We start from the raw sequence: 22523 nt of genomic DNA, 5'->3' as shown, positions 1-22523 counted from the left end.
CCACAGAACCGGCCGTCCAATGGTGGATTACGGTCAGCGGACGGTCATACTTACCGGGTGGCCTGGTCATCGCGGCCGGGACGGGGACGATATCACGCATACGTTCGAATGGGCCGAGGGCCACGTCTCCGAGCCGGAGCTTTAGGACCCGCGCTTGGAAAATACGATGAAAGAGGACTCGGATCCGTGCGCCGCCGGACCGCCGGCCGCACGGATCCGTCAACGGCAGAGCTGACAAGGATGTCGCCGTGCAAGTACACGATTCGCTGGTCGAACTGATCGGGAACACGCCGCTCGTCCGGCTACGCAAAGTGACCTCCGGGCTGGCGCCACAAGTGCTGGCCAAGGTCGAATACTTCAACCCCGGTGGCTCGGTGAAGGATCGCATCGCCGTGCGAATGGTCGATGCCGCCGAGGTGTCCGGCGCGCTTCGCCCGGGCGGCACGATCGTGGAGCCGACCTCCGGTAACACCGGCGTGGGGCTCGCGATCGTCGCGCAGGAGCGGGGCTATCGCTGTGTCTTCATCTGCCCGGACAAGGTGGGCGGCGACAAGATCAACGTGCTGCGGGCGTACGGCGCCGAGGTCGTCATCTGCCCGACGGCCGTGGCACCCGACCACCCGGAGTCCTATTACTCGGTGTCGGATCGGCTCGCGGCCGAGATCCCGGGTGCGTGGAAGCCCGACCAGTACGTCAACCCGGGCAACCCGCAGTCGCACTACGAGAGCACGGGCCCGGAGATCTGGGAGCAGACCGAAGGGCGTATCACGCACTTCGTGACCGGCATCGGGACCGGCGGCACCGTCTCGGGCACCGGCCGCTATCTCAAGGAGATCTCCGGCGGCCGGGTCCAGGTCATCGGGGCCGACCCCGAGGGGTCGGTCTACTCCGGCGGCGCCGGGCGCCCGTACCTCGTCGAGGGCGTCGGCGAGGACATCTGGCCGCAGACCTATGACCGGGACATCTGCGACCGCGTCATCGCGGTCAGCGACCGCGATTCGTTCGTCATGACGCGACGGCTCGCCAGGGAGGAGGCGCTGCTGGTCGGCGGCTCCTGCGGGCTGGCCGTCGTCGCCGCGCTGCGGGTGGCCGAGACCGCCGCGCCCGAGGACGTCATCGTGGTGCTGTTGCCGGACGGCGGCCGTGGGTACCTCTCGAAGATCTTCAACGACGAGTGGATGGCCGACTACGGGTTCCTGTCGACGCCCTCCGAGGAGGCACAGGTCGGCGAGGTACTGGCTCGCAAGACCCCCGGCATGCCGGAGTTCGTGCACGTGCACCCCGATGAGGCGGTCGAGACGGCGATCGCGGTGATGCGGGAGTACAACGTGTCGCAGCTCCCGGTGATGAAGGAGGAGCCGCCGGTCATGGCCGCCGAGGTGGTCGGCTCCATCGTCGAACGGGATCTGCTGGACGCCCTCGTACACGGCAGGGCGCGGCTGGACGAGCAGATCGCGGGGCACATGTCGCCCGCACTGCCGATGATCGGTTCTGGTGAACCGGTGAGCAAGGCCGTCGGCGTGCTGGAGAAGGCCGGTGCCGCGGTCGTGCTCGTCGACGGCAAGCCGGCCGGTCTCATCACCCGCCAGGACCTCCTGGCCTTCCTCGCGAGCGCGCCGAGCGCCTGAGCGGCGCCGGGCGCGCTGGGAATCCCTCGGTCGCGCAAGTCCTTGGGCCCGCCCGCTCCACGAGGTAACGGGCGGGCCCACAGTGATCGTCTCGTCAGTGGCCGGTGCCGACCGGGGCGAGCCGGTCGTCGTCGACCCGGTCGGAGTCGTTCCCCTTCACGGGCCTGTCCCCGTGCCCTGGCCACCAGGCGGCGCGGCCGAGCAGCGCGGTGATGCCCGGCACCAGGAAGATCGACATCACGAAAGCCGACAGCGCGATGCCCAGCGCGATGGAGAAGCCCATCTGCTGCAGCATCGAGACCTTGGCCAGCAGCATCACCGAGAACGTGCCGGCGAGGATCAGCCCGGCGGCGGCGACCGTCGGGCCGCCGTGCTCGACTGCCAACGCTGCGGCCCGACGCGGCTCGTGGCCCTCCTTGGCCTCCTCGCGCAGCCGCGCGGTCATCAGGATGTTGTAGTCGGTGCCGATTGCCAGCACGAACAGATACAGCATGATCGGCAGGTGGAAGATCTCACCAGGCTTGCCCATCACGCCCTGGAAGACGTACACCGCGGAGCCCAGGGTGGCGGCGAAGCCGAGCAGCACCGCCGGGACCAGGTACAGCGGGGCGACCACCGAACGCAGTAGCGCGAGAAGGATCAGCGCGATCAGCACCCCGGCGACCGGCAGGATCACCGACAGGTCCCGGTTGACGACCTTGTTGATGTCGCTGTAGATCGCGGTCTCGCCGCCCACCAGCACCTTGGTGCCCTGTGGCGCGATCTTGTGGACGGCCGGCGTGAGTTCCTCCTTGACCAGGGTGATGGAGTCGTTGTCCACCGGGTTGCCGTTGAGCACCAGGTTGACGCGGGCGACCGTGGGGTCTTTGCCCATCTCGGCGGGCTGTACGCCGCCGATGCCCGGCAGTGACCTGGATCGCTGCCCGAACGCGTCCAGTTCCGCCTTGTTCAGCGGTTGCCCGTCGGTGGACTGGACCATCACCTGGACGGGGGTGGTCTGCCCGGCCGGGAAGCCCTTGCGCATGTCCTTGGCGGCCTGCGCGGACTCGGTGTCCTGCGGGAAGCTGGACTGGAAGTCGTAGTCGGACTTGAAGCCGACCGCCCCGGCGGCCAGCGCGACCATCAGGGCGCCGGCGCCGAGGGCGACCAGGGCCGGGCGCTTGCCGACCATGCCGCCCAGCCGTGCCGAGACGGTGGCCTTGGGCTGCTTCTTCCACGCCTTGGACGGCCAGAAGACCGCGGGACCCAGCAGCGACAGGATGGCCGGGAACAGCGTCAACGAGGTGACGCCCATCACAAGCACGCCTATGGCCAGCGACGGGCCCCAGGCGGCGAAGATGCCGAAGGAGGCCAGCATCAGCACCAGGAAGGTGACCGCGATGGCCGCAGCGGCGGAGGTGATGACCTCGCCGACCCGCTCCGCCGCGACGATCAGCGCGGTCTTCTTGTCGTCCCCGGCGCGCAGCCGCTCCCGGTAGCGGAACAGCAGGAACAGGTAGTAGTCGGCGCCGACGCCGAAGAGCACGATGGTCAGGATGATCTGCAGGCTGTCGTCACCGGAGAAGTCCAGAAGCTTGGAGGCGGCGCCGATCAGCTTCATCGACACCATCTCGGTGGCGAAGATCACCAGGATCGGCAGCACCGCCGCCAGCGGCGCCCGGAAGATCAGCAGGATCAGCCCGATGATCAGCGCGAAGGTGGCGATGGAGATGATCGCGAAAGACTGGGTGAAGGAGTCCTCGTTGTCGACGAATGCCGCGACCTCGCCGCCGACCTTGGCCTCCAGCCCACTGCCGAGCTCCTTGGGCAGCTCGGCGCGGATGTCCTTGATGGCCTGGCTCTGGTCCTTGGCGGCCTCCCCGGTCACCGCCTGCATCGGCACGCTGATCAGCTGGACGGCCTTGTTGGGGGCCACCGCCTGCGGGCCGGTCACGAAGCCCTGAACGGTCGGGTACTTCTTGGTGGTCAGGTTGCCGGCGGCCTGCGTCACCTTGGCGGTATCGGCGGGCGTGATCTGCCCGCCGTCGGTCCGCTGCACCACGATGAGCGCGGTCAGATCCGCCTGCTGCGGAAACGCCTTCTCGGCCAGCTGTGCGGCCTGGACGGACTCGTACTTGGAGGGCAGGAAGTCGCCCTGGTCGGATGTGGTTTCAAGGTTGGGGGACTGCCAGATGATGACAAACGCGGCGAGCACCCAGGCCGCGATCGTCCACCACGGGTGCCTTACGACAACGCGTGCCAGGGCAGCGAACATCGGTCTTCCTTAGATTGGGGGGTTCGGTGATTACCCTTGAACGGTACGGGTCGAATGCGCGGTCCGAGTCGGCCCGTACGGCGAAATCCGCCCTAGTACCTGCGGGGGAGTCCCTCCTCCTGGAGGAGGGCGGGGGCCCGTTAACCTCGGGGAATGGATCGTTTCACTGACGCAGCCGGTTTCGAGACCTTGGCCATCCACGCAGGCCAGGCGCCCGATCCCGCCACGGGGGCGGTCGTACCGCCCATCTACCAGGTATCGACGTACAAGCAGGACGGCATCGGCGGTCTACGCGGCGGCTACGAGTACAGCCGCTCGGCCAACCCGACCCGCACCGCCCTGGAGGAATGCCTGGCGGCCATCGAGGCGGGCACCCGCGGACTGGCCTTCGCGTCGGGACTCGCGGCGGAGGACACTCTGCTGCGCACGATATGCAAGCCCGGCGACCACGTTCTGATCCCCGGCGACGCGTACGGCGGCACCTACCGGCTCTTCGCCAAGGTCCTGGAGCGGTGGGGGGTGGCCTTCGATCCGGTGCAACTCGCCGACATCGCGGCCGTGCGCGCGGCCGTGCGCCCCGAGACGATCGCGATCTGGGTGGAGACCCCGACCAATCCGCTGCTGGGCATCGCCGACATCGCGGCGCTGGCGCAGGTGGCCCACGCGGCGGGCGCCCTGCTCGTGGTGGACAACACCTTCGCCTCCCCCTACCTGCAGCAGCCGCTCACCCTCGGGGCGGACGTCGTCGTGCACTCGACCACGAAGTACCTCGGCGGCCACTCCGACGTGGTGGGCGGGGCGCTCGTCGTCGCCGACCCCGCGCTGGGCGAGCGGCTCCAGTTCCACCAGAACGCGATGGGCTCGATCTGCGGGCCGTTCGACGCCTGGCTGACGATGCGCGGCATCAAGACCCTCGGGGTGCGCATGGATCGGCACTGCGCCAACGCCACCGCCGTCGCGGAGATGCTCGTACGGCATCCGCGGGTGGCCGAGGTCAGGTACCCCGGGCTGCCCGGACACCCAGGGCACGACGTCGCCGCGAAGCAGATGCGCGCCTTCGGCGGCATGGTCTCGTTCCGGCTCACCGACGGAGAGGACGCGGCCGTACGGGTGTGCGAGAGCACGAGGCTCTTCATCCTCGGCGAGTCGCTCGGCGGGGTCGAGTCGCTGATCGAGCACCCGGCCCGCATGACGCACGCGTCCGCGTCGGGATCGCCGCTCGAGGTGCCCGCCGACCTCGTCCGGCTGTCGGTCGGCATCGAAGACCGCGATGACCTGCTGCAGGATCTGGAGCAGGCTCTGTCCTGAGCCTCGTCCTGAGCCTCGGCCGGCCCGCCCGGGCCGGCCCGGCGACGCCTCGCGGGCCACGACGGCCGCCTGCGCCCGGGCGGTCGTGCCGACACGGTCGACCGCCCGGGCGGGGATCCTCGCACAACGCCCCATTCCGGTGATCTATGATGACCGCCAGATTCCACCACGAGAGGGGCATTGGGTGCGCAAGGTACTGGTGCTCAGTGCGGCCGTGGCTGCGGCGTGCGCGTCGGCGGCGGTCGTATCCCCGGGCGTCGAGGCGGCGGCGGCTCCGGCCGAGCCGGTCGGCCCCACGCCGACCACCACCACGCAGGAGCCGGTGAGCGCCACGCCGGAGGCACCCCAGGAGGCCACCAAGATCACCGCGGGCAGCCAGGTCGAGACGGCACAGGCCTTCATCGTCACGCTGCCCCGACTGCGGACCGCGAGATACTCCTACGGGCCCGACGCCGATCAGCAGATCGACGCCTACCTGCGGAGCCCCGCCGAGGGAACGCAGCCGGCCGTCCTGCTGCTGCACGGCGGGTCCTGGCTCACGGGGGACAAGTCCTCGTGGCGGCGCGTCGCACACCGGCTGGCCGCGGACGGCTACGCCGTGTTCTCGGCGGACTACCGGCTGAGCGGAGAGGCGCCGTGGCCGGCGCAGCGCGATGACGCCGAAGCCGCACTGGCGTTCATCAAGCGCCACGCGGAGCGGTTCAAGGTCGACCCGGCGCGAGTCGTCGTCATCGGTTCGTCGGCGGGCGGTCAGCTCGCGACGATGCTGGGCACCTACGGCGCCGGGGCCCAGAAGGTCAGCGGGGTGGTCGCCCTGTCGCCGGTGAACTCGCCCTATCTCGCGTATCTCGACGGTGCGCTGCCCGGCGCCTCGAGTACGGCGGTGAAGCTGCGAGGGGCGGTGGAGCAACTGATCGGCTGTACCCCGCAGGAGATCGACACGACGTGCTGGCAGCGGATCGAAGACGTCGCGCCGGCCACCCACGCCGACCGTGGTGACGCGCCGATGCTGATCATGCACTCGGCGGACGAGTTCGTGCCCACCGCGCACAGCACGGAGCTCGTCGCGGAGCTGAAGGGCTACGGGGTGCCGGTCACGCTGAAGGAAGTGCCCGGTACCGGCCACGCCATGACGATCATCAAGGACCCGGCGGCCTGGCGGACCCTCATCACCTGGATCGATTCGATCGCCAAGAAGCCGGCCGGCTGACCGGGCTCGTCACCGGCCGTACCAGACCATCAAGAACAAGATCACGAGCCACAGCAGCGCGATGACCCCGGAGATCGCGGCGATCCGGCCCTGCTCGACCTGGGCGATGGGCGGGCCGGCCGGCTCTGCCTTGGCCGCCCGCTCCTGCGCTTCGGCGGCCCGCGCGTCCATGCCCTTGGCTCCGGCGGCCCGCTCGGCCGGCGTTCCGTTCGCGGGGGGCTCCTCGGCGGGCGCGCCGGGCCCGGTGGCCTTGTCCTCGGGAGCACCGGTGGTGGTCGGCTCCGGCGCGGCGGGCGCGCGTCCGGCTGCGGCGAGTTCGAGCGCGTGCACCGCCTTGCGCTGGTCGCGCTCCACGATGAGCAGCAGGGCGAGCGCCACGATGAACAGCGTCATGGAGACCGTCAGCCATACCTGCGAGAAGTTGCCGTCCGCCAGGAGCAGGCCGAACAGGAAGATCCCCAGCGCGAGCAGCCCGTAGATCCGGGTCGCCCGGTTCAGGTAGCGCAGGACGGCGGCCTGGCGCAGGCGGATGTAGCGGGGCGAGGCCATCGTCGCCGCGGTCAGCGGGCCCAGCGTGAAGATCGCGAATCCGATGTGCAGGATCAACAGCAGGCGATCGGAACTCGACATGACGCGACCTTATCCGAACCCGCTCCGCCCATCGGGGTGCCCACGCGAGCGACCGCCACACCGCCGGCACGGCCGCGTGCCCGGCCGGTCGAGGGTCACGCGCGGCGGCGGGCGCGCAGGTAGTCGCTCACCAGGTACTCCCCGAGCCGATCCGGCGTGGGGGCGAGGACCCGCCCTCCGTTGCGCCGTGCGACCTCCTCGACGAAGGACACCAGACGCTGGTCGTCGGCGAGCATGAAGACGTTGAGGGTCGCCCCCCGCCGCGTCATCTTGTCCACCTCGGCCATCGTCAGCACCAGGGTCTCGGGAGACGGTGGGTAGTCGAAGACGGAGCGGCCGTCACGGCGCAGATGCGCGGTCGGCTCACCGTCGGTGACCACCAGCACGATCGGCTCGAAGTCCGGATGCCGGTCGAGATGACGCCCGGCGATGAGCAGCGCGTGGTGGAGGTTCGTGCCCTGCACCATGTCCCAGTCGAGCCCCGCCATCTCGGTGGACTGCAGCACCCGGGCGTAGTTGGAGAAGCCGATGATCTGGATCGCGTCCTGCGGGTACTTCGTCGTCACGAGCGAGTGCAGCGCGAGCGCCGTCTGCTTGGCCACCCCCCAGGTACCGCGCAGCACCATCGAGTAGGACAGGTCCACGAGCAGGCACACGGCGGCGGCGCTGCGGCGCTCTGTCTCGAGCACCTCGAAGTCGCCGGCGTGCAGCCGGACGGGCCGGTGCGCGCCGGACCTTCGCACGGCGTTGCCGAGGGTGCGCACCACGTCGAGCGGCTGTTCGTCGCCGAACCGCCACTCCCGGCTCGCCCCCGTCAGCTCTCCGGCCTGGCCCGCGCCGTCCTGGTCGTGATCCCCGCGGCGGGCCGCCTCGAGCTGGGAGAACACCCGGCGCAGCGCCGTCTCACCGAGCCGCCGCACGGCCTTCGCGGTCAGCTCCAGCGAACCGCTACGGCGGCGCAGGTATCCCTGGCGCTCCAGCTCGGCCTCGATCCGGCGCAGCTCGGCGAGGTCGTCGACCGCCCGGCGGCCCAGGGCCCGGCGGACCGCCTCCTCGTCGATGTCGTCCATCCGCGCCCCGGGGTAGTCCTGCCGCAGCGCCGCCTCGAGCTCGGCGAGATCGGCCAGTTCCTCGAGCGCGGTGGTCGCGTCGCCCATGCCCAGGGGATCGTCGCCGGTCATCCGCTCCGATCCGCCCCAGTCCAGATCGGGCCGGCGGGCGCGCAGCGCGTCGGACAGCCGGGACATCTCCATGGCCAGTCCGGCATCCTCGAGAGCCTGTGCCATCAGGCCCGCCAGCTCGGCCCGCTGCTCGGGCGTGAGCGAGGCGAGCAGGCGGTTCATCGCCGCCGCCCGCCTGGCCAGCGAGTCGACCAGCTCCTCCAGCGTGCGCGGCGCGTCGGGGAACAGATCTCCGTACTTCCCCATGAAACGCTCGAAGTCCTCCTCGGTGTGCTCACCGCGGGCGTCCTTCTCGAGCATCTCGTTGAGCTCGGCCATCATGTCCTTGACCCGCTGCATCGCCGCAGGGTCCTGCTGCTCCAGCGCCTGCTTCATCCCGCGGAACTGCGAGTCGAGCACATCCCGCCTCAGCAGGTGCTTGAGCTCCTCGAACGTCGCGCGCGCGTCCGGCGAGCGCCAGTCGTAGTCCCTGAGCCGGGTGATGGCCTGCGCCGTGTCGGCCGGGAGCGTGTCGAGCTCCGCCTCGCGCAACCTGGCCTCGTCATCGGGGTCGGGGAACAGCGCCGCCCGCTCCTGGCCGATCGCCTTGTCGAGCAGCGCCCGTGCCTGCTCCAGGGTGCCGTCCAGCCGTCCCTGGCCGCGCAGGTCCCGCCGGCGGTTCCTGACCTGGCGGAGCAGATCGTCCAGGCCTCGGCCGCGCGGTGAATCGGGCAGGCCGCGGCGGAGCAGCTCGCGCAGCGCCTCGGCCGGATCGGTGCCCTCGAGCACCGAGTCGCCCATGGCGTCGAGCGCGGAGCGCACGTCATAGGGCGGCGCGAGCGGATCGGGCCCGTCGTGGTAGGCGCCGTACCGGTAACGGCTCATCGGCTCTCCCTCCTCGTGCGCGCGCGGACGTCCGCGACCGCGGGGGCCGTCATGTTCGGTAGGTCGCGGTGCCGTCGGGACCGGGCGAGGAGACCTCCTTGGACAGCCGGCGGGTCAGGAAGAGCCCTTCCAGCGCGAACTCGAGTGCCGCGGCGGCCTGGCCGGGTGACTCACCGGACATTCCCAGCCGCTCCATGATCTTGGCCAGGCCGGGCACCTGGCCCACCCGCTTGAGCAGCTCGGTGGCCGGGACGAGCTCTCCGGAGTCGACGCTCTCACCGGCGTCGAACCTGTCCAGCAGCCCGGACAGATCGGCCGGCCCGAGCGAGCGCCGGTAGGTCTCGGCGGTGGCCCGACGCAGCAGATGCTCGAGCACCTCCTGCTCACGCCCCTCTTCGCTGACCTCGAACTCCACCTTGCCGAGCAGCGTGGGCACCACCGCCGGCAGGTCGCACACACGCGCGACGGGCTGCTGCTCGCCGGTGAGCGCGGCGCGGCGAAGGGCGCCCGCCGCCACCGTCTCGGCGCCGGCGATGGCGAACCGCGCCGAGACGCCGGACCGCGAGTCGACCGCGGTCGAGTCACGGACGAGCCGGGTGAACCGGCCGATCACCTCGATCAGATGGCCGGGTACCTCGGCGCCGAGGTCGGCGAGATCCGCCTCTTGCCGGACGAGGTCGAGCTCGTCCTCCAGGGCCAGGGGATAGTGGGTGCGGATCTCGGCGCCGAAGCGGTCCTTCAGCGGGGTGATGATCCGTCCCCGGTTGGTGTAGTCCTCGGGGTTGGCGCTGGCGACGAGGAGAACGTCGAGCGGCAGTCGCAGGGCGTAGCCGCGCACCTGGATGTCGCGTTCCTCGAGCACGTTGAGCAGCGCCACCTGGATGCGCTCGGCCAGGTCGGGCAGCTCGTTGATGGAGAAGATCCCACGGTTGGTGCGCGGCACCAGGCCGAAGTGCACCGTCTCGGGATCGCCCAGCGTACGGCCCTCGGCGACCTTGATCGGATCGATGTCGCCGATCAGGTCGCCCACGCTCGTGTCGGGCGTGGCCAGCTTCTCGCCGAACCGCTCGTCACGGTGCCGCCAGGCGATGGGCAGCCCGTCCCCGAGTTCGGCGGCGAGCCTGCGGCAGCGCACGCACACCGGCTCGTACGGGTGATCGTTGATCTCGCAGCCGTCGATGACCGGGGTCCACTCGTCCAGCAGCCCCACCAGGGTGCGGATCAGCCGGGTCTTGCCCTGTCCGCGCTCGCCCAGCAGCACGAGATCGTGCCCTGCCAGCAGGGCGCGCTCGAGATGGGGGAGCACGGTGTCGTCGAACCCGACGATCCCCGGAAACCTGGGCTCGCCGGATCGGAGCCTGGCCAGCAGGTTATTTCGGAGCTCGGCCTTCACCGGGCGATGGACGTGGCCGTTTGCGCGGAGTTCACCCAGGGTGGTCTCGCGCGGTGTGGAATCACGCACGAGATCGACACTACGTCGCGGAAGTGAGTACTCGCACCCCGGTCCCGAACCCGCCGCCCGCCCAGACCCGCTGGTTTTGGTACGTGGCCGAAGAACCGGGGAGAATCGGTCTACACCCCGAGACCGTACGAGGGAGGTGGACCCAGTGGCGCGCTTCGGCGACGGGCTTGCCCTCGGACCCGATCTTATGAGTTCAGCGGAATCCGCCGTCCGGCAGGCCATGGAACCGCTGACCGGGCGCGCGGATCTCATGTGCGTTTTCATCACCGGCGAAGACCCGGACCTGGTCGAGGCCGCGGCCAGACGGGCCATGGAGGTCGCGAACGCCCGTACGATCATCGGCTGCAGCGCCAGCGGAGTGATCGGCGGAAACAGGGGCGTGGAGGAGACGAGCGCCGTCAGCGCGTGGGCCGCGATCCTGCCCCAGGCGCGGATCGAGCCGTTCCGGCTCGAGACCCTGCGCACCGACGACCGGCTGGTCGTCCTGGGCATGCCCGAGGGCCGCGACGACGACGTGGTCGGTGTGCTGCTGGCCGACCCGTACAGCTTCCCGGTGGACGCGTTCGTCGAGCGGTCGGGTGACGTGCTGCCGGGCCTGCCGCTGGTCGGCGGGCTCGCCGGCGGAGAGGTACGGGGATCCACGCGGCTGTTCGTCGACGACGAGGTCATCGAGACCGGCGCCGTCGGCGTCGTCCTCGGCGGGCCGATCACCGCCGCGACCGTGGTGAGCCAGGGCGCGCGGCCGATCGGCCCTCCGATGGCCGTGACCAAGGCCGAGGACAACGTGCTGTACGAGCTGGCGGGCGCGCCCGCGCTCGACAAGCTCGAGCAGATCATCACTGTGCTCCCGGCCGACGAGCAGGAACTGGCCGCCTCGGGACTGCTGATCGGGGTGGCGATGGACGAGTACGCCGACGAGTACGAGCAGGGCGACTTCCTCGTCCGCGGCGTCGTGGGGGCCGACACCGACAACGGGGCGATCGCGATCGGCGACGTCGTCGAGGTGGGCCGCACTGTGCGGTTCCAGGTGCGCGACGCCGGGGCCGCCGACGAGGACCTGTCCGAGCTGCTCGAACGGTTCGACCTCGCACCGGTCGAGGGAGCGCTGCTGTTCTCGTGCAACGGCCGGGGCAGGGCGATGTTCCCGAGCTCGGACCACGACATACGGACGCTGCGCCGGACCTTCGGCCCGGCGGGCGTCGGCGGCTTCTTCGCCGCCGGTGAGATCGGCCCTGTCGGCGGCCGTAACCACGTGCACGGCTTCACCGCCTCGATCCTGGCCTTCGGAGCGGGCGATGACGCCTGACCCTGGCGGACCCGGGCCGGGCCCGGTCCTCGCGATCGACATCGGCGGCACCAAGCTGGCCGTCGGCCTGGTGGAACCCGGTGGCCGGATCGCCGCGTACGACCGGGTGGAGACGCCCAACGAGCCGGACCTGGACGCCGAGGTCCTCTGGCGCACCCTGGAGGCGCTGCTCGACAAGGTCCTCGCCGACAGCGGTGCCCCCTCGATCGCGGGCGTCGGAGTCGGTTGCGGCGGGCCGATGACCTGGCCGGCCGGGGAGGTGTCGCCGCTGAACATCCCGGCCTGGCGGGACTTCCCGCTGAGGGACCGGCTGCGCGCCCGCCATCCCGGCCTGCCGGTACGGGTGCACAACGACGCCGTCTGCGTGGCGGTCGCCGAGCACTGGCGGGGAGCGGGCAGGGGCCGGGGCAACATGCTCGGCATGGTGGTGTCCACCGGGGTCGGCGGCGGGTTGATCCTCGGCGGGCGGCTGATCGACGGTGCGCGGGGCAATGCAGGGCACATCGGTCATGTGATCGTCGACCCGGACGGGCCGCCGTGCGGCTGCGGCGGCCGGGGCTGCCTCGAGGCGATCGCGCGGGGGCCCGCGCTGGCCGCCTGGGCGCGGGAACAGGGCTGGCGGCCGGGACGGTCCGAGACCACCGCCAAGGACCTGGCCGACGACGCGGCACGTGGCCACCCCATCGCGACCACGGCGCTGCGGCGGGCCGGCCGGGCGCTGGGCATCGCCCTCGCCTCGGCGACGCACCTGTGCGATCTCGAGGTGATCGCCATCGGTGGCGGGCTGTCCCAGGCCGGCCCGCTGCTGTTCGACCCGCTCGAAGAGGCGCTGCGGGTGCATGCGCGCATGGACTACGCGAGGGAGGTGCGCGTCGTGCCGGCCGCCCTGGGCCAGCCCGCGGGCCTCATCGGTGCCGCCGCCCTGGTGTTCGCCGGGGACCGCTACTGGAACGCCGACTGAGCCGGTGCGCGCGACACGCCATCGGGCCTGGTCGCGGAGGGCGGGCAGGCACCGTGAGATCGGGGCCGAAGGTGGGAGACTCGGGGGATGACTCGGGATTCCGTGGGCGTTCGTGAGATCCGCGCGGCCGGTGAGCTGCTGCGCGATGTCGCCGTATCCACACCACTGCTGCACTCCCGCTACCTGTCCGAGATGGTGGGCGGGCCGGTGTACCTCAAGTGCGAGAACCTGCAGCGCACCGGCTCGTTCAAGATCCGTGGGGCGTACGTGCGGATCGCCCGGCTGAGCGAGGCCGAGCGGGCCGGCGGCGTCGTCGCGGCGAGCGCCGGCAATCACGCCCAGGGCGTCGCCCTCGCCGCCTCGCTGCTGGGGTGCAAGGCCACCGTCTTCATGCCCGAGGGCGCGCCGCTGCCGAAAGTGGCCGCGACGAAGGCGTACGGCGCGGAGGTGCTGTTCCCAGGGCCGACCGTGGACGACTGCCTGGTCGCCGCCGAGGCGTACGCGGAGGAACACGGGGCGATCTTCATCCACCCGTTCGACCACCCGGATGTGGTCGCCGGGCAGGGCACCATCGGGCTGGAGATCCTCGAGCAGCGACCCGACGTGCGGACGATCGTCACCGCGACCGGCGGGGGCGGGCTGGTGGCGGGGATCGCCACGGCGGTCAAGGAGCTCAGGCAGGACGTCAAGGTGATCGGTGTGCAGGCCAAGAGGGCCGCCGCCTTTCCTCCGTCGCTGGCCACCGCCCACCCGACCCGGGTCGACATCGGCCCGACGATGGCGGACGGCATCGCGGTGGGCAAGCCCGGGGAGCTGACCTTCGAGCTGGTGTCCAAGCTCGTCGACGCCGTCGTCACGGTGTCCGAGGAGTCGCTCTCGCAGGCGCTCCTGCTCTGCCTCGAGCGTTCGAAGCAGGTCGTCGAACCCGCCGGCGCCGCGGGCGTCGCCGCGATGCTCGAACACGCCTACGCCTTCAACCCGCCAGTGGTGGCGGTGCTGTCGGGCGGCAACATCGACCCGGTGCTGCTCGCCAAGGTGCTGCGCCACGGGCTGGCGGTCGCCGGTCGCTACCTCGTCGTCCGCTGCCGGGTTCAGGACCGGCCCGGCGCGCTGGTCACGCTGCTGGGCGAGCTGGCCGAGCTCGGCGTGAACGTGCTCGACGTGATGCACGAGCGGGTCGCCGCCCGGCTGCACGTCGAGGACGCCGAGGTCCTCATGCACCTGGAGACCAGGGGCCCCGACCACTGTGACGAGGTGCTGGGGCGGCTCAGGGCCAAGGGCTACGTGCTCACCTTCAGCTGAACGGCGATTCCGGCTCGAGGGGTCGCGAACAATTGCATGATCACGCCAGAAGATCCCCTGCCGTGATCATGCAGTTGTTCGCAGCCCCCCGGTCGCGGGCGGCACGGAGCACCGCTCATCGCTTGGGCTTGCCCTTCTCGAAGAGCCAGGTCTGGAAGAGCCGGTCGAGCCGCATGCCGGACGTCCGCTCGGCGAAGGCGACGAACTCGGGGACGCTGGCGGTCCCGTGCCGGTGCGCCGCCGCCCACTCGCGCAGGATGGTGAAGAACTTCTCGTCGCCCACCTTGGCGCGCAGGGCCTGCAGGCACATGGCGCCCCGCACGTAGATCGAGGAACTGAACAGGCCGTCCACTCCAGGGTCGCCCACGGGCGGATTGAAGATCGGTGACTTGGGCGGCTGGCGATAGTGCCGCTCGAAGATCTTCGCGGTCGTCTCCCGCCCGGTGTGCTCACTCCACAGCCACTCGGCATAGGTGGCGAAACCCTCGTTGAGCCAGATGTCCTGCCAGCGCCACAGGCTGACGCTGTTACCGAACCACTGGTGCGCCAGCTCGTGCACGATGAAACGCTCGTCGGGCGTGAAGCCGAGATAGACCGGCCGTTCCTGGGTCTCCAGGGCGTAGCCCAGCCGCGGATCGTCGATGATGCCCCCGGCGGTCTGGAACGGGTAGTCGCCGAACGTCCGGATCTGCCAGCGGAGCACCTCCATCGTGGTGGTGTGGAGGCGCTCGCCGGCCGAGGCGAACTGCGGATCCACGGCCGTGATGACCGGGATGTCGGCGACCCGGCCGCGCCGGACCGAGAACCGGCCGATGGCGATCATCGCGAGGTAGCTCGCCATCGGATCGCGTTCGGTCCACACGTACGTCGTGGTCGCCCCCCGGGTCACCGGGGGATGCGGATCGCCGTTGGCCAGCACCTGCAGGTGCTTCGGCACCGTGACCCGGAAGATGTACGTCGCCTTGTCGCGGGGATGGTCGTTCACCGGGAGCCAGGTGGGCGCGCCGTCCGGCTCGGCGGCCACGACCGCACCGTCCTTCGTCGGCACCCATCCGTACGTCCCCAGGGTGGCGTGGCGGCTCGGCCGCGGCCGTCCGGAGTAGCGGACGACCGTCGTGAAGGTGCCGCCGCGCGGCAGCGTCCTCGGCGGTTTGACGACGAGTTCCTGGCCTCGCCGCTCGTACGGCGCGGGCAGCCCGTTGACGAGGAGCTCGGTGATCTCTGGGCCGCGGAAGTCGAGGTTGAAGCCGGACAGGTCCAGCGTCGCCCGCGCGGTGATCGTCACCGTGGCGGTGACACGCTGTTCCGCGGGTGTGTAGCGCAGATCGACCTGGTACTCGCCGACGTCGTAGCCGCCGTTGCCGGCCCGGGGGAAGTACTTGTCGCCCAGCCCGGGCACGCCGGGCCGGCCCGCCGAGGCGGGCGCGGAGGCGGGCGCGGAGGCGGGCGCGGAGGCGGGCGCGGAGGCGGGCGGACCGGCCGAGGCGGCCGGCCGCACCGGGGCGGTGACGGGGGTGGCGGCGTTCGGCGAGGCGGCGGGCCGCGCCGGGGCCTCCGCCGGCCAGGGGGCCGACCGCAGTACCGTCACGCCGCTGCCGTTGATCGTCATCACCACGCATGCGGCGGTCGCCACGGCGGTCATCCGGACGGCGGCCCGCCGGGCCGTCATCCGGGTCGCCCGCCTGGTGGCGTGTTCGTCAGATCGTCTGGTCGCTCGTCCGAGAGGGCGGTTCACCCGCCATACCCTGTGGGCCCGGCCCGCGCGGTGTCGCGGTGCCCGCCGGGCCTTTCCGGATACCTTGCCGAGGGTTGCCCCTTCGCTGGGGCCTCACCAGTTGGCCGGTCGGCCTCGGTCGTACAGCCAGACCCGGAAGAACCTGTCGAGGTCCTGGTCGGACAGCCGCTCGGCCAGCGCGATGAACTGCGCGGTCGTCGCGTTGCCGTGCCGGTGCTCCTTGGCCCAGGTGCGCAGGATGGTGAAGAAGGTGGCGTCGCCGACCTTGCGTCGCAGGGCGTGCAGGGTCATGCCGCCCCGGTCGTACACCGACCGCCCGAACATCTGGGCGCGCCCGGGATTGCCCGGCGGCACGTCCCAGATCTCCCGGTTGCCGGGTTGCCGGTACCGGTTGTCGAACTCCTGCTGGGCGGTAGCCCCGCCGGACCGCTCACCCCACAGCCATTCGGCGTAGGTGGCGAAACCCTCGTTGAGCCAGATGTCCTTCCACCTGGTGACGCTGACGCTGTCACCGAACCACTGGTGCGCCAGCTCGTGCGCCACGATCGTCTCCTGGGCGCCGAACGATCCGTAGACCGGGCGGGTCTGCGTCTCCAGGGCGAAGCCCACGTCGGCGTTGTCGACGATCCCGCCCGTGGACGAGAACGGGTAGGGGCCGAAGAGCTTCACCCACTCGTCGGTGATCTGAGCGTTCTTGGTGTGGAACTCGTCCACGTCGGTGGTGATGACCGTCGGGTCGACGGCGGACAGGATCGGGATCCCGCCGGGGGTCTCGCCCTTGCGCACGTCGAACCGGCCGACGTTGACGGTGGCGAGGTAGGTCGCCATCGGCTCCTTGACCCGCCACGTGGTCGTCGTCTCGGCGCGGGCGGCGATCTGGCTGAACCGCGGCGTCGGGTCGGTGCCCGGCGGCTCGGCCGGGTCGTCCCCGCCGGTGGCGGGGCCTTCGGTCTGCTCGCCGTTGGCGATGGCGGTCAGCCCGCTCGGCACAGTGATGTGGAAGTCGAACGTGGCCTTGTCGGTGGGGTGGTCGTTGCCCGGGAACCAGCTGTGCGCGCCGCTCGGCTGGCACGCGATGAAGACGCCGTCGCTGGTGGGGATCCACCCGTAGCGTTGCAGGATCGGGTCGACGACGGTCTTGGGCGTACCGGAGTAGCGCACCCGCACCTTGAAGGTCGCGCCCCGCTTCAGCGGAGCGGCCGGTGAGACGATCAGTTCGCTGTCCTGCCGCTCGTGTCGCGCGGCGGCGTCGTCCACCCGTACCTCGGCGACGTTCAGACCGGCCAGGTCGAGATGGAAACGCGACATCTCCTGGGTGGCCCTCGCGGTGATCTCGGCGACGCCGTCGAGCGCCTTGGCGCGGTTCGCCGGATCGATGCGCAACCTGAGGTCGTAGTGCTGGACGTCGTATCCGCCGTTGCCGTCCCCGTCGGTGTAGGAGTCGCCGGCCGAGGACGCCCCGCCGTCGCCGGAAAGCGCCGAGGGCGGACGGGCAGGGACGCCCTCATCGGGCCGGTCCGCCCCGACGGAGCACCCGGCCGCGGCGCTCGCGGCGGCGAGCAACATGGCGACCCGGGCGACGTTTCGCGAATTTCGTGACGTCATCACGTCGCACAGCCTGCCTGGTGCCCGGCGGGCTGGGCAACCCAGGTCGGATCTCGACGCCGGGCCGGGGGTGGCGTGCGGGCCGGGCGCCCCCCGCACGCCTCGGGGATCAGAGGTTGCCCCGGCGCTCCTGCTCGCGCTCGATCGCCTCGAAGAGGGCCTTGAAGTTGCCCTTGCCGAATCCCAGCGACCCGTGCCGCTCGATCAGCTCGTAGAAGACGGTGGGCCGGTCCTGTACGGGCTGCGTGAAGATCTGCAACAGGTAGCCGTCCTCGTCCCGGTCCACGAGGATCTTCCGCTTCTGCAGTTCCTCGATGGGCACCCGTACGTTCCCGATGCGGGCCCGCAGTTCCGGGTCCTCGTAGTAGGAGTCCGGGGTGTCGAGGAACGCCACGCCGGCCGCGCGCATCCGGTCGACCGAGGCCAGGATGTCGCCGGTGGCGAGCGCGATGTGCTGCACGCCCGGGCCGCCGTAGAACTCGAGGTACTCGTCGATCTGGGACTTGCGCTTGCTCTCCGCCGGCTCGTTGAGCGGGAACTTCACCTTCCGGCTGCCGTCCGCGACGACCTTGGACATGAGCGCGGAGTACTCGGTGGCGATGTCGTCGCCGATGAACTCCGCCATGTCGGTGAAGCCCATGACGCGGTGGTAGAAGTCCGCCCACTCGTTCATGCGCTCGACGTTGCCGACACAGTGGTCGATGGCCTGGAAGAACCGGGGCCCCGGCTCGGTCATCGGCTCGGCGGCCACATACCCGGGGAGATAGGGACCCGAGTAGTTGGAGCGGTCGACGAGGGAGTGACGGGTCTCGCCGTACGTGGCGATGGCGGCGATCACGACCTTGCCGTACTCGTCCTCGATCGCGTGCGGCTCCTCCAGGCCCACGGCACCCTGCGCGACCGCGTGCCTGTAGGCCGACTCGACGTCCGGTACCTCCAGGGCGAGGTCGACCACGCCGTCGCCGTGCTCGGCGACATGCCGGCCGAGATCGGTGCCGGCCCGGACCGGGCCCCGTACGACGAACCGGGCGCCGCCCGACTCGAGGACGTACGCCGCCTCGTCCCGGCTGCCGTTCTCGGGGCCCCGGTAGGCGACCCGGCGCATGCCGAACGCCGTCGAGTAGTAGTGCGCCGCCTGCCTGGCATTGCCGACGGCGAAGACGACGGCGTCCATACCTTTGACGGGGAAATCGTCCCGATCGCTCATGGTTGCTGCTCCCTCGCGCGGTTAATACCTCAATCAGATCCATGATCTACAGAGTGCGCAAGAGTGACAAAATATACTGAACAACCTGTACGGTCATGGCGGCGTCCTGGCGGGCGTTCTGTACATGATGACCATGATCGAAAGGTTCAGAGGATCTTGCGTGCGGTCATGGCCACGGCCCGCCCACGGAATCGATCGCGGCGAGCGGAGAGAGGGCGGGCCGGGGAATTGAACGGAATCGACCAGTTGGACGGGCGGCTGATCGCGCTGCTCACGGATGAGCCCCGTATCGGGGTCCTCGAATGCTCGCGGAGGCTGGGCGTGGCCCGCGGGACCGTCCAGGCCAGGCTGGACCGGCTGGCGGAGCGCGGCGTGATCCGAGGGTTCGGCCCGGAGATCGACCCGTCGGCGCTCGGCTACGACGTGACCGCGTTCGTGACGCTGCAGATCCGGCAGGTCCGCGGGCACGACCCGGTCGCCGAACGACTGGCGGAGATCCCCGAGGTGATCGAGGCGCACACCATCACCGGGGCGGGCGACATGCTCTGCCGCATCGTGGCCCGCAGCAACCAGGATCTGCAGCGGGTGATCGACCAGATCGTGGACGTCCAGGGAGTCGAGCGCGCATCGACCACGATCGCGCTCGCCACCCCGGTGCGCCAGCGGACCCTGCCCCTCGTACGCTCGGCGGCAGGAGGCAACCTGGACTCGGCGCCCAGGCGCTGACTCCGGGCGCTGACGGAGCCCGTGGCGATCAGTCCCGCGGGCCTTCCTCGCCCTTCACGGCGTCCCCGGAACCGCCGGCGCTCTCGCGCGCCGCGCGTGCGTTCGCCTGCCGCCGGTCCCATTCGGCCTGGTCGAGGTCGGCTTCCCTGGGTGCCTGGATCCGGGAGATCTGCTTGTTCATCGACCGGATCAGGAAGACCAGCGCCAAGCCCAGGGCGACGACGACGAGCAGCCCGAGGACCCCCGGACTGACCAGATCCTCGTCGATTCCCGAGGGTGCCGCGAAGAGCACCGCACCGGGTGGCGGGGCAAGCACTAAAGACACACCCTCTCTCGGACACCGGCGAACAGATCATCCTCCGGCAGCTCGGTGTCCACCAGCGAACGTGCCAAATGATAGTCCTCGGTGGGCCAGGCCTCGCGCTTGACCTCCAGCGGGCAGGCGAACCACGGCCCGTCCGGGTCGATCTGCGTCGCGTGCGCGAGCAGTGCGCGGTCGCGCGTCGCGAAGTGGTCCGCGCATGCGACCTTAGTGGTGATCTCCCAGGTGATCGGCTTGTCCACCCACGAGGCGAGGAGCTCGGCGTAGGGGCTCTCCAGGCCGGCGGCGATCATCGCGTCGTTCTCGGCGGTGAACCGCTCCTTGTGGAAGGTCAGGTGGTAGTAGAGCTTCAGCGGCTGCCACGGTTCCCCGGTTCCCGGGTAGCGATCCGGGTCGCCCGCCGCCTCGAACGCCTCGACCGAGACCTCGTGCGTCTTGACGTGGTCGGGGTGAGGGTAGCCGCCGTTCTCGTCGTAGGTGAGGATCACGTGCGGCCGGAACTCGCGTACGGCGCGGACGAGCGGTTCGGCGGCCACCTCGAGGGGTTGCCGGGCGAAGCAGCCCTCGGGCAGCGGAGGCAGGGGGTCGCCCTCGGGGAAGCCGGAGTCGACGAAGCCGAGCCAGCGCTGCTGGACGCCGAGGATCTCTCTGGCCGCCGCCATCTCGCGCTCGCGCACCGCGCCGATGTCCGCCCTGATCTCGGGACGGTCCATCGCGGGGTTCAGGATGTCGCCGCGCTCGCCGCCGGTGCAGGTGACGACGAGGACGTCGACTCCCTCGGCGACATAGCGCGCCATGGTGGCCGCCCCCTTGCTGGACTCGTCGTCGGGATGCGCGTGTACGGCCATCAGCCGCAGCTTGGCCGGACCGGATGCCGCCGGCAGTGACTCAAGCACCTGGATCTCCCTCTGCAAACCATGTCGTGTCGATGCGAACATGCCGCATCGACGTGGGTGTCGTCCACCGATCGGGCGTCGTCCGGAGGCTCGTTCGCACGAAGCCCGTGCGGTCGCGCCGAGCCGCGTCACGGCGGCTCGGATCGCGACTTTCGGGACCTGGTGCGGGGAGTCCGGCCCCGCAGGCGACAATTGTCACTGACAACGCACCGACCACGCAGAGGGATTCCCGCCATGGCGACGAGTGACACCGAGGCCAGTGCCCCCACGCGCCGCCGCCTCGGCCCGGCCCATCTGGTGATCGGCCTGGTGGCGGCCCTCGCGGCGTTCGGCTGGGCCTTCGTCATGGCGAACGTGAACCAGACGCCCGGCATCGTCGCCCAGACGATCACCTTCCGCGTCCTCAGCGATTCCCAGGTCGAGATCAACTTCAGCGTCACCAAACCCAGGGACAGCAGCGTGCGATGCGTCGTCCACGCGGTCGACACCGACTTCGCCGAAGTGGCTCGCGAGGAGGTCGTCGTGCCCAGCGGTACCGAGCGGCTCCACACGACCCGGCAGCTGCGGACGTCGGCGCGCGCGACCGCCGCCCAGATCAAGGACTGCGTGGCCCGGTAAACCCTCTGGCGTGGAAGTTCGCTGGTTGCGGCCGAGGATATGAGGGAACCTTTACCCTCACACACCGGATAGGCTTGAGGTTTAATCCGGCCGCATTTCACGTGGAGGACCCGTGACCGAGACCCGTGCTGACAACGTCTCCTGGCTCACCCAGGAGGCGTACGACCGGCTCAAGAACGAGCTGGATCATCTCTCGGGATCCGGCCGCATCGAGATCGCTCAGAAGATCGAGGCCGCCAGGGAAGAAGGGGATCTGCGGGAGAACGGCGGGTACCACGCCGCCAAGGAGGAGCAGGGCAAGATCGAAGGCCGCATCCTCCAGCTCCGGCACATCCTCGAGAACGCCCGGGTGGGCGAGGCGCCGCGCACCGAAGGCGTCGTCGGCCCGGGCATGACCGTCACCGTCGCGTTCGCCGGCGATGACGAGGAGGTCACCTTCCTGCTGGCCTCTCGCGAGGAGAGCGGCTCCCCGATCGACGTGTACTCGCCGAAGTCCCCCCTCGGTGCCGCCATCAACGGCAAGAAGGTGGGCGAGTCGGCGTCGTACACGCTCCCGAACGGGCGCAGCATGGCCGTTGAGATCATCGACGCCACGCCGTACGCCGGAGTCTGATCGCCGCACGACACGCGGAACCGGTCCGAGCCGACAGCCGACAGCCGTGACCGTCGACACCGACCCGTACCAGAGGCGCGACATCCGACCGGCCGGGTCGTATGCAACGCAGCCGGGCATGTGGCCACCCGCCCATGCCCGGCTGTGCGTTGTGCGGCCGGCGGTGACGACGATATTCCGCTGGCGTGTTCTGTCGCATTTGTCGGATAAATACATTTCTTAGGCGCGATCGCCGAAGCCGATCCCGCCGGAGATGTCGCGCGCCTGGACGACGTTGCCGCCGATCTCGGCCGAGCCGCCGACGACATTGATGGTGTCGCCTTCCGCGCTCGAGGGCCGTTGCGCATCCTCGAGCCAGTGCCGCAACTCGTCGGCGAACTCGGGGTCAAGGCGCGCCTGCGCGGCGAGCGAGGCGGCCACGGCCTCGATCCGCGCCGGGTCGCCGGGCTGCCGCTCGAGTTCGCCGGTGGCCTCCGCGGGCTCCGAGCGCCCTCCGAAGGCGTTCCTCACCAGGGTTGTGAGCGCCGACCATGTCGCCCGGCCGGCTTCGCCGCTCGCACCGTCGAAAACCTTGGTCAACACGGCCACGAGCGCGGATGTCGTGATCGGGTCCATCGGGCCTCCACTGCGTCGCCGACGGGCCCTCGAGCGAGCCGACGGCGAGTCGTCGATAGGGCCGTCGACGGAGACCGCCG

19 protein-coding genes are annotated in these 22523 nt (G+C 70.5%); 9 read left to right on the top strand and 10 right to left on the bottom strand.

Going from position 1 to position 22523, the window contains the following annotated elements; genetic code table 11:
- Window positions 1–248 precede the first annotated feature (248 nt).
- A complete protein-coding gene (locus tag HKK74_RS16830) occupies window positions 249–1628 on the top strand; it encodes a cystathionine beta-synthase (protein ID WP_187244160.1) in 1380 nt (459 codons plus the stop codon).
- Between the two features lie 94 nt (window positions 1629–1722).
- On the opposite strand, the gene HKK74_RS16825 is transcribed toward HKK74_RS16830, so the two are convergent.
- Window positions 1723–3882: an MMPL family transporter gene (locus tag HKK74_RS16825; RefSeq protein ID WP_187244159.1), complete on the bottom strand. Its 2160-nt coding sequence runs from the start codon at window positions 3880–3882 to the stop codon at window positions 1723–1725.
- Window positions 3883–4035: 153 nt separating this feature from the next.
- Between HKK74_RS16825 and HKK74_RS16820 the strand changes: the two genes are divergently transcribed.
- Window positions 4036–5190, top strand: a complete 1155-nt coding sequence (locus tag HKK74_RS16820; RefSeq protein WP_187244158.1) for a cystathionine gamma-synthase — start codon at window positions 4036–4038, stop codon at window positions 5188–5190.
- A gap of 184 nt (window positions 5191–5374) precedes the next feature.
- The gene (locus HKK74_RS39975; RefSeq protein ID WP_312881543.1) at window positions 5375–6400 is read left to right on the top strand and encodes an alpha/beta hydrolase; all 1026 of its coding nucleotides are present in this window, start codon (window positions 5375–5377) and stop codon (window positions 6398–6400) included.
- Window positions 6401–6409: 9 nt separating this feature from the next.
- Here HKK74_RS39975 and HKK74_RS16810 read toward each other — a convergent pair whose 3' ends face one another.
- From HKK74_RS16810 to HKK74_RS16800, 3 genes are all read right to left on the bottom strand, one after another.
- Window positions 6410–7030 (bottom strand): hypothetical protein, encoded by a 621-nt coding sequence (locus HKK74_RS16810; protein WP_187244244.1) that lies wholly within the window; start codon window positions 7028–7030, stop codon window positions 6410–6412.
- A gap of 95 nt (window positions 7031–7125) precedes the next feature.
- Window positions 7126–9075, bottom strand: coding sequence for a vWA domain-containing protein (locus HKK74_RS16805; RefSeq protein WP_187244157.1), 1950 nt, complete (start codon window positions 9073–9075; stop codon window positions 7126–7128).
- A 49-nt stretch (window positions 9076–9124) separates the two neighbouring features.
- On the bottom strand, window positions 9125–10537 hold the full coding sequence (locus HKK74_RS16800; RefSeq protein WP_187244156.1) for a sigma 54-interacting transcriptional regulator: 1413 nt from the start codon (window positions 10535–10537) through the stop codon (window positions 9125–9127).
- 145 nt (window positions 10538–10682) lie between these two features.
- On the opposite strand from HKK74_RS16800, the gene HKK74_RS16795 reads away from it, so the two are divergent.
- From HKK74_RS16795 to ilvA, 3 genes are all read left to right on the top strand, one after another.
- Window positions 10683–11843, top strand: a complete 1161-nt coding sequence (locus tag HKK74_RS16795; RefSeq protein ID WP_187244155.1) for an FIST signal transduction protein — start codon at window positions 10683–10685, stop codon at window positions 11841–11843.
- Complete coding sequence (locus HKK74_RS16790; protein ID WP_187244154.1) at window positions 11833–12804, top strand: ROK family protein; 972 nt, start codon at window positions 11833–11835, stop codon at window positions 12802–12804. Before HKK74_RS16795 ends, HKK74_RS16790 begins: the two co-directional genes overlap by 11 nt.
- Before the next feature lie 87 nt (window positions 12805–12891).
- A complete protein-coding gene (gene ilvA, locus HKK74_RS16785; RefSeq protein ID WP_187244153.1) occupies window positions 12892–14106 on the top strand; it encodes a threonine ammonia-lyase in 1215 nt (404 codons plus the stop codon).
- A gap of 115 nt (window positions 14107–14221) precedes the next feature.
- Here ilvA and HKK74_RS16780 read toward each other — a convergent pair whose 3' ends face one another.
- The 3 genes from HKK74_RS16780 to hppD form a co-directional block, all read right to left on the bottom strand.
- Window positions 14222–15775: a M1 family metallopeptidase gene (locus HKK74_RS16780; protein ID WP_246491641.1), complete on the bottom strand. Its 1554-nt coding sequence runs from the start codon at window positions 15773–15775 to the stop codon at window positions 14222–14224.
- A 159-nt stretch (window positions 15776–15934) separates the two neighbouring features.
- Complete coding sequence (locus HKK74_RS16775; protein WP_187244235.1) at window positions 15935–17446, bottom strand: M1 family metallopeptidase; 1512 nt, start codon at window positions 17444–17446, stop codon at window positions 15935–15937.
- A gap of 109 nt (window positions 17447–17555) precedes the next feature.
- Window positions 17556–18653 (bottom strand): 4-hydroxyphenylpyruvate dioxygenase, encoded by a 1098-nt coding sequence (gene hppD, locus HKK74_RS16770; RefSeq protein ID WP_187244152.1) that lies wholly within the window; start codon window positions 18651–18653, stop codon window positions 17556–17558.
- 228 nt (window positions 18654–18881) lie between these two features.
- On the opposite strand from hppD, the gene HKK74_RS16765 reads away from it, so the two are divergent.
- On the top strand, window positions 18882–19379 hold the full coding sequence (locus HKK74_RS16765) for an Lrp/AsnC family transcriptional regulator (RefSeq protein WP_246491640.1): 498 nt from the start codon (window positions 18882–18884) through the stop codon (window positions 19377–19379).
- Between the two features lie 28 nt (window positions 19380–19407).
- Here HKK74_RS16765 and HKK74_RS16760 read toward each other — a convergent pair whose 3' ends face one another.
- Window positions 19408–19695, bottom strand: a complete 288-nt coding sequence (locus HKK74_RS16760; protein WP_312881539.1) for a hypothetical protein — start codon at window positions 19693–19695, stop codon at window positions 19408–19410.
- The gene (mca, locus tag HKK74_RS16755; protein ID WP_187244233.1) at window positions 19695–20549 is read right to left on the bottom strand and encodes a mycothiol conjugate amidase Mca; all 855 of its coding nucleotides are present in this window, start codon (window positions 20547–20549) and stop codon (window positions 19695–19697) included. Before mca ends, HKK74_RS16760 begins: the two co-directional genes overlap by 1 nt.
- A 282-nt stretch (window positions 20550–20831) precedes the next feature.
- Between mca and HKK74_RS16750 the strand changes: the two genes are divergently transcribed.
- On the top strand, window positions 20832–21215 hold the full coding sequence (locus tag HKK74_RS16750; protein ID WP_187244150.1) for a DUF4307 domain-containing protein: 384 nt from the start codon (window positions 20832–20834) through the stop codon (window positions 21213–21215).
- Window positions 21216–21327: 112 nt separating this feature from the next.
- A complete protein-coding gene (greA, locus tag HKK74_RS16745; protein ID WP_187244149.1) occupies window positions 21328–21828 on the top strand; it encodes a transcription elongation factor GreA in 501 nt (166 codons plus the stop codon).
- A 219-nt stretch (window positions 21829–22047) separates the two neighbouring features.
- Here greA and HKK74_RS16740 read toward each other — a convergent pair whose 3' ends face one another.
- On the bottom strand, window positions 22048–22443 hold the full coding sequence (locus HKK74_RS16740; protein WP_187244148.1) for a Het-E N-terminal domain-containing protein: 396 nt from the start codon (window positions 22441–22443) through the stop codon (window positions 22048–22050).
- Window positions 22444–22523 lie beyond the last annotated feature (80 nt).

Origin of the sequence: Actinomadura alba (genome assembly GCF_014323705.1) — a bacterium.
GTDB lineage: Bacteria > Actinomycetota > Actinomycetes > Streptosporangiales > Streptosporangiaceae > Actinomadura_C > Actinomadura_C alba.
Note: the sequence above shows the minus strand (reverse complement) of the source record. Positions and strands in the feature narration are given on the sequence as shown.

Excerpts from the sequence above, each read along its gene's own strand:
- HKK74_RS16825 (WP_187244159.1), bottom strand. The coding sequence starts at position 3,882 with ATGTTCGCTGCCCTGGCACGCGTTGTCGTAAGGCACCCGTGGTGGACG.
- HKK74_RS16820 (WP_187244158.1), top strand. The coding sequence starts at position 4,036 with ATGGATCGTTTCACTGACGCAGCCGGTTTCGAGACCTTGGCCATCCAC.
- HKK74_RS16810 (WP_187244244.1), bottom strand. The coding sequence starts at position 7,030 with ATGTCGAGTTCCGATCGCCTGCTGTTGATCCTGCACATCGGATTCGCG.
- HKK74_RS16805 (WP_187244157.1), bottom strand. The coding sequence starts at position 9,075 with ATGAGCCGTTACCGGTACGGCGCCTACCACGACGGGCCCGATCCGCTC.
- HKK74_RS16790 (WP_187244154.1), top strand. The coding sequence starts at position 11,833 with ATGACGCCTGACCCTGGCGGACCCGGGCCGGGCCCGGTCCTCGCGATC.
- ilvA (WP_187244153.1), top strand. The coding sequence starts at position 12,892 with ATGACTCGGGATTCCGTGGGCGTTCGTGAGATCCGCGCGGCCGGTGAG.
- HKK74_RS16780 (WP_246491641.1), bottom strand. The coding sequence starts at position 15,775 with ATGACGGCCCGGCGGGCCGCCGTCCGGATGACCGCCGTGGCGACCGCC.
- HKK74_RS16775 (WP_187244235.1), bottom strand. The coding sequence starts at position 17,446 with ATGACGTCACGAAATTCGCGAAACGTCGCCCGGGTCGCCATGTTGCTC.
- hppD (WP_187244152.1), bottom strand. The coding sequence starts at position 18,653 with ATGAGCGATCGGGACGATTTCCCCGTCAAAGGTATGGACGCCGTCGTC.
- mca (WP_187244233.1), bottom strand. The coding sequence starts at position 20,549 with ATGGCCGTACACGCGCATCCCGACGACGAGTCCAGCAAGGGGGCGGCC.
- HKK74_RS16750 (WP_187244150.1), top strand. The coding sequence starts at position 20,832 with ATGGCGACGAGTGACACCGAGGCCAGTGCCCCCACGCGCCGCCGCCTC.
- HKK74_RS16740 (WP_187244148.1), bottom strand. The coding sequence starts at position 22,443 with ATGGACCCGATCACGACATCCGCGCTCGTGGCCGTGTTGACCAAGGTT.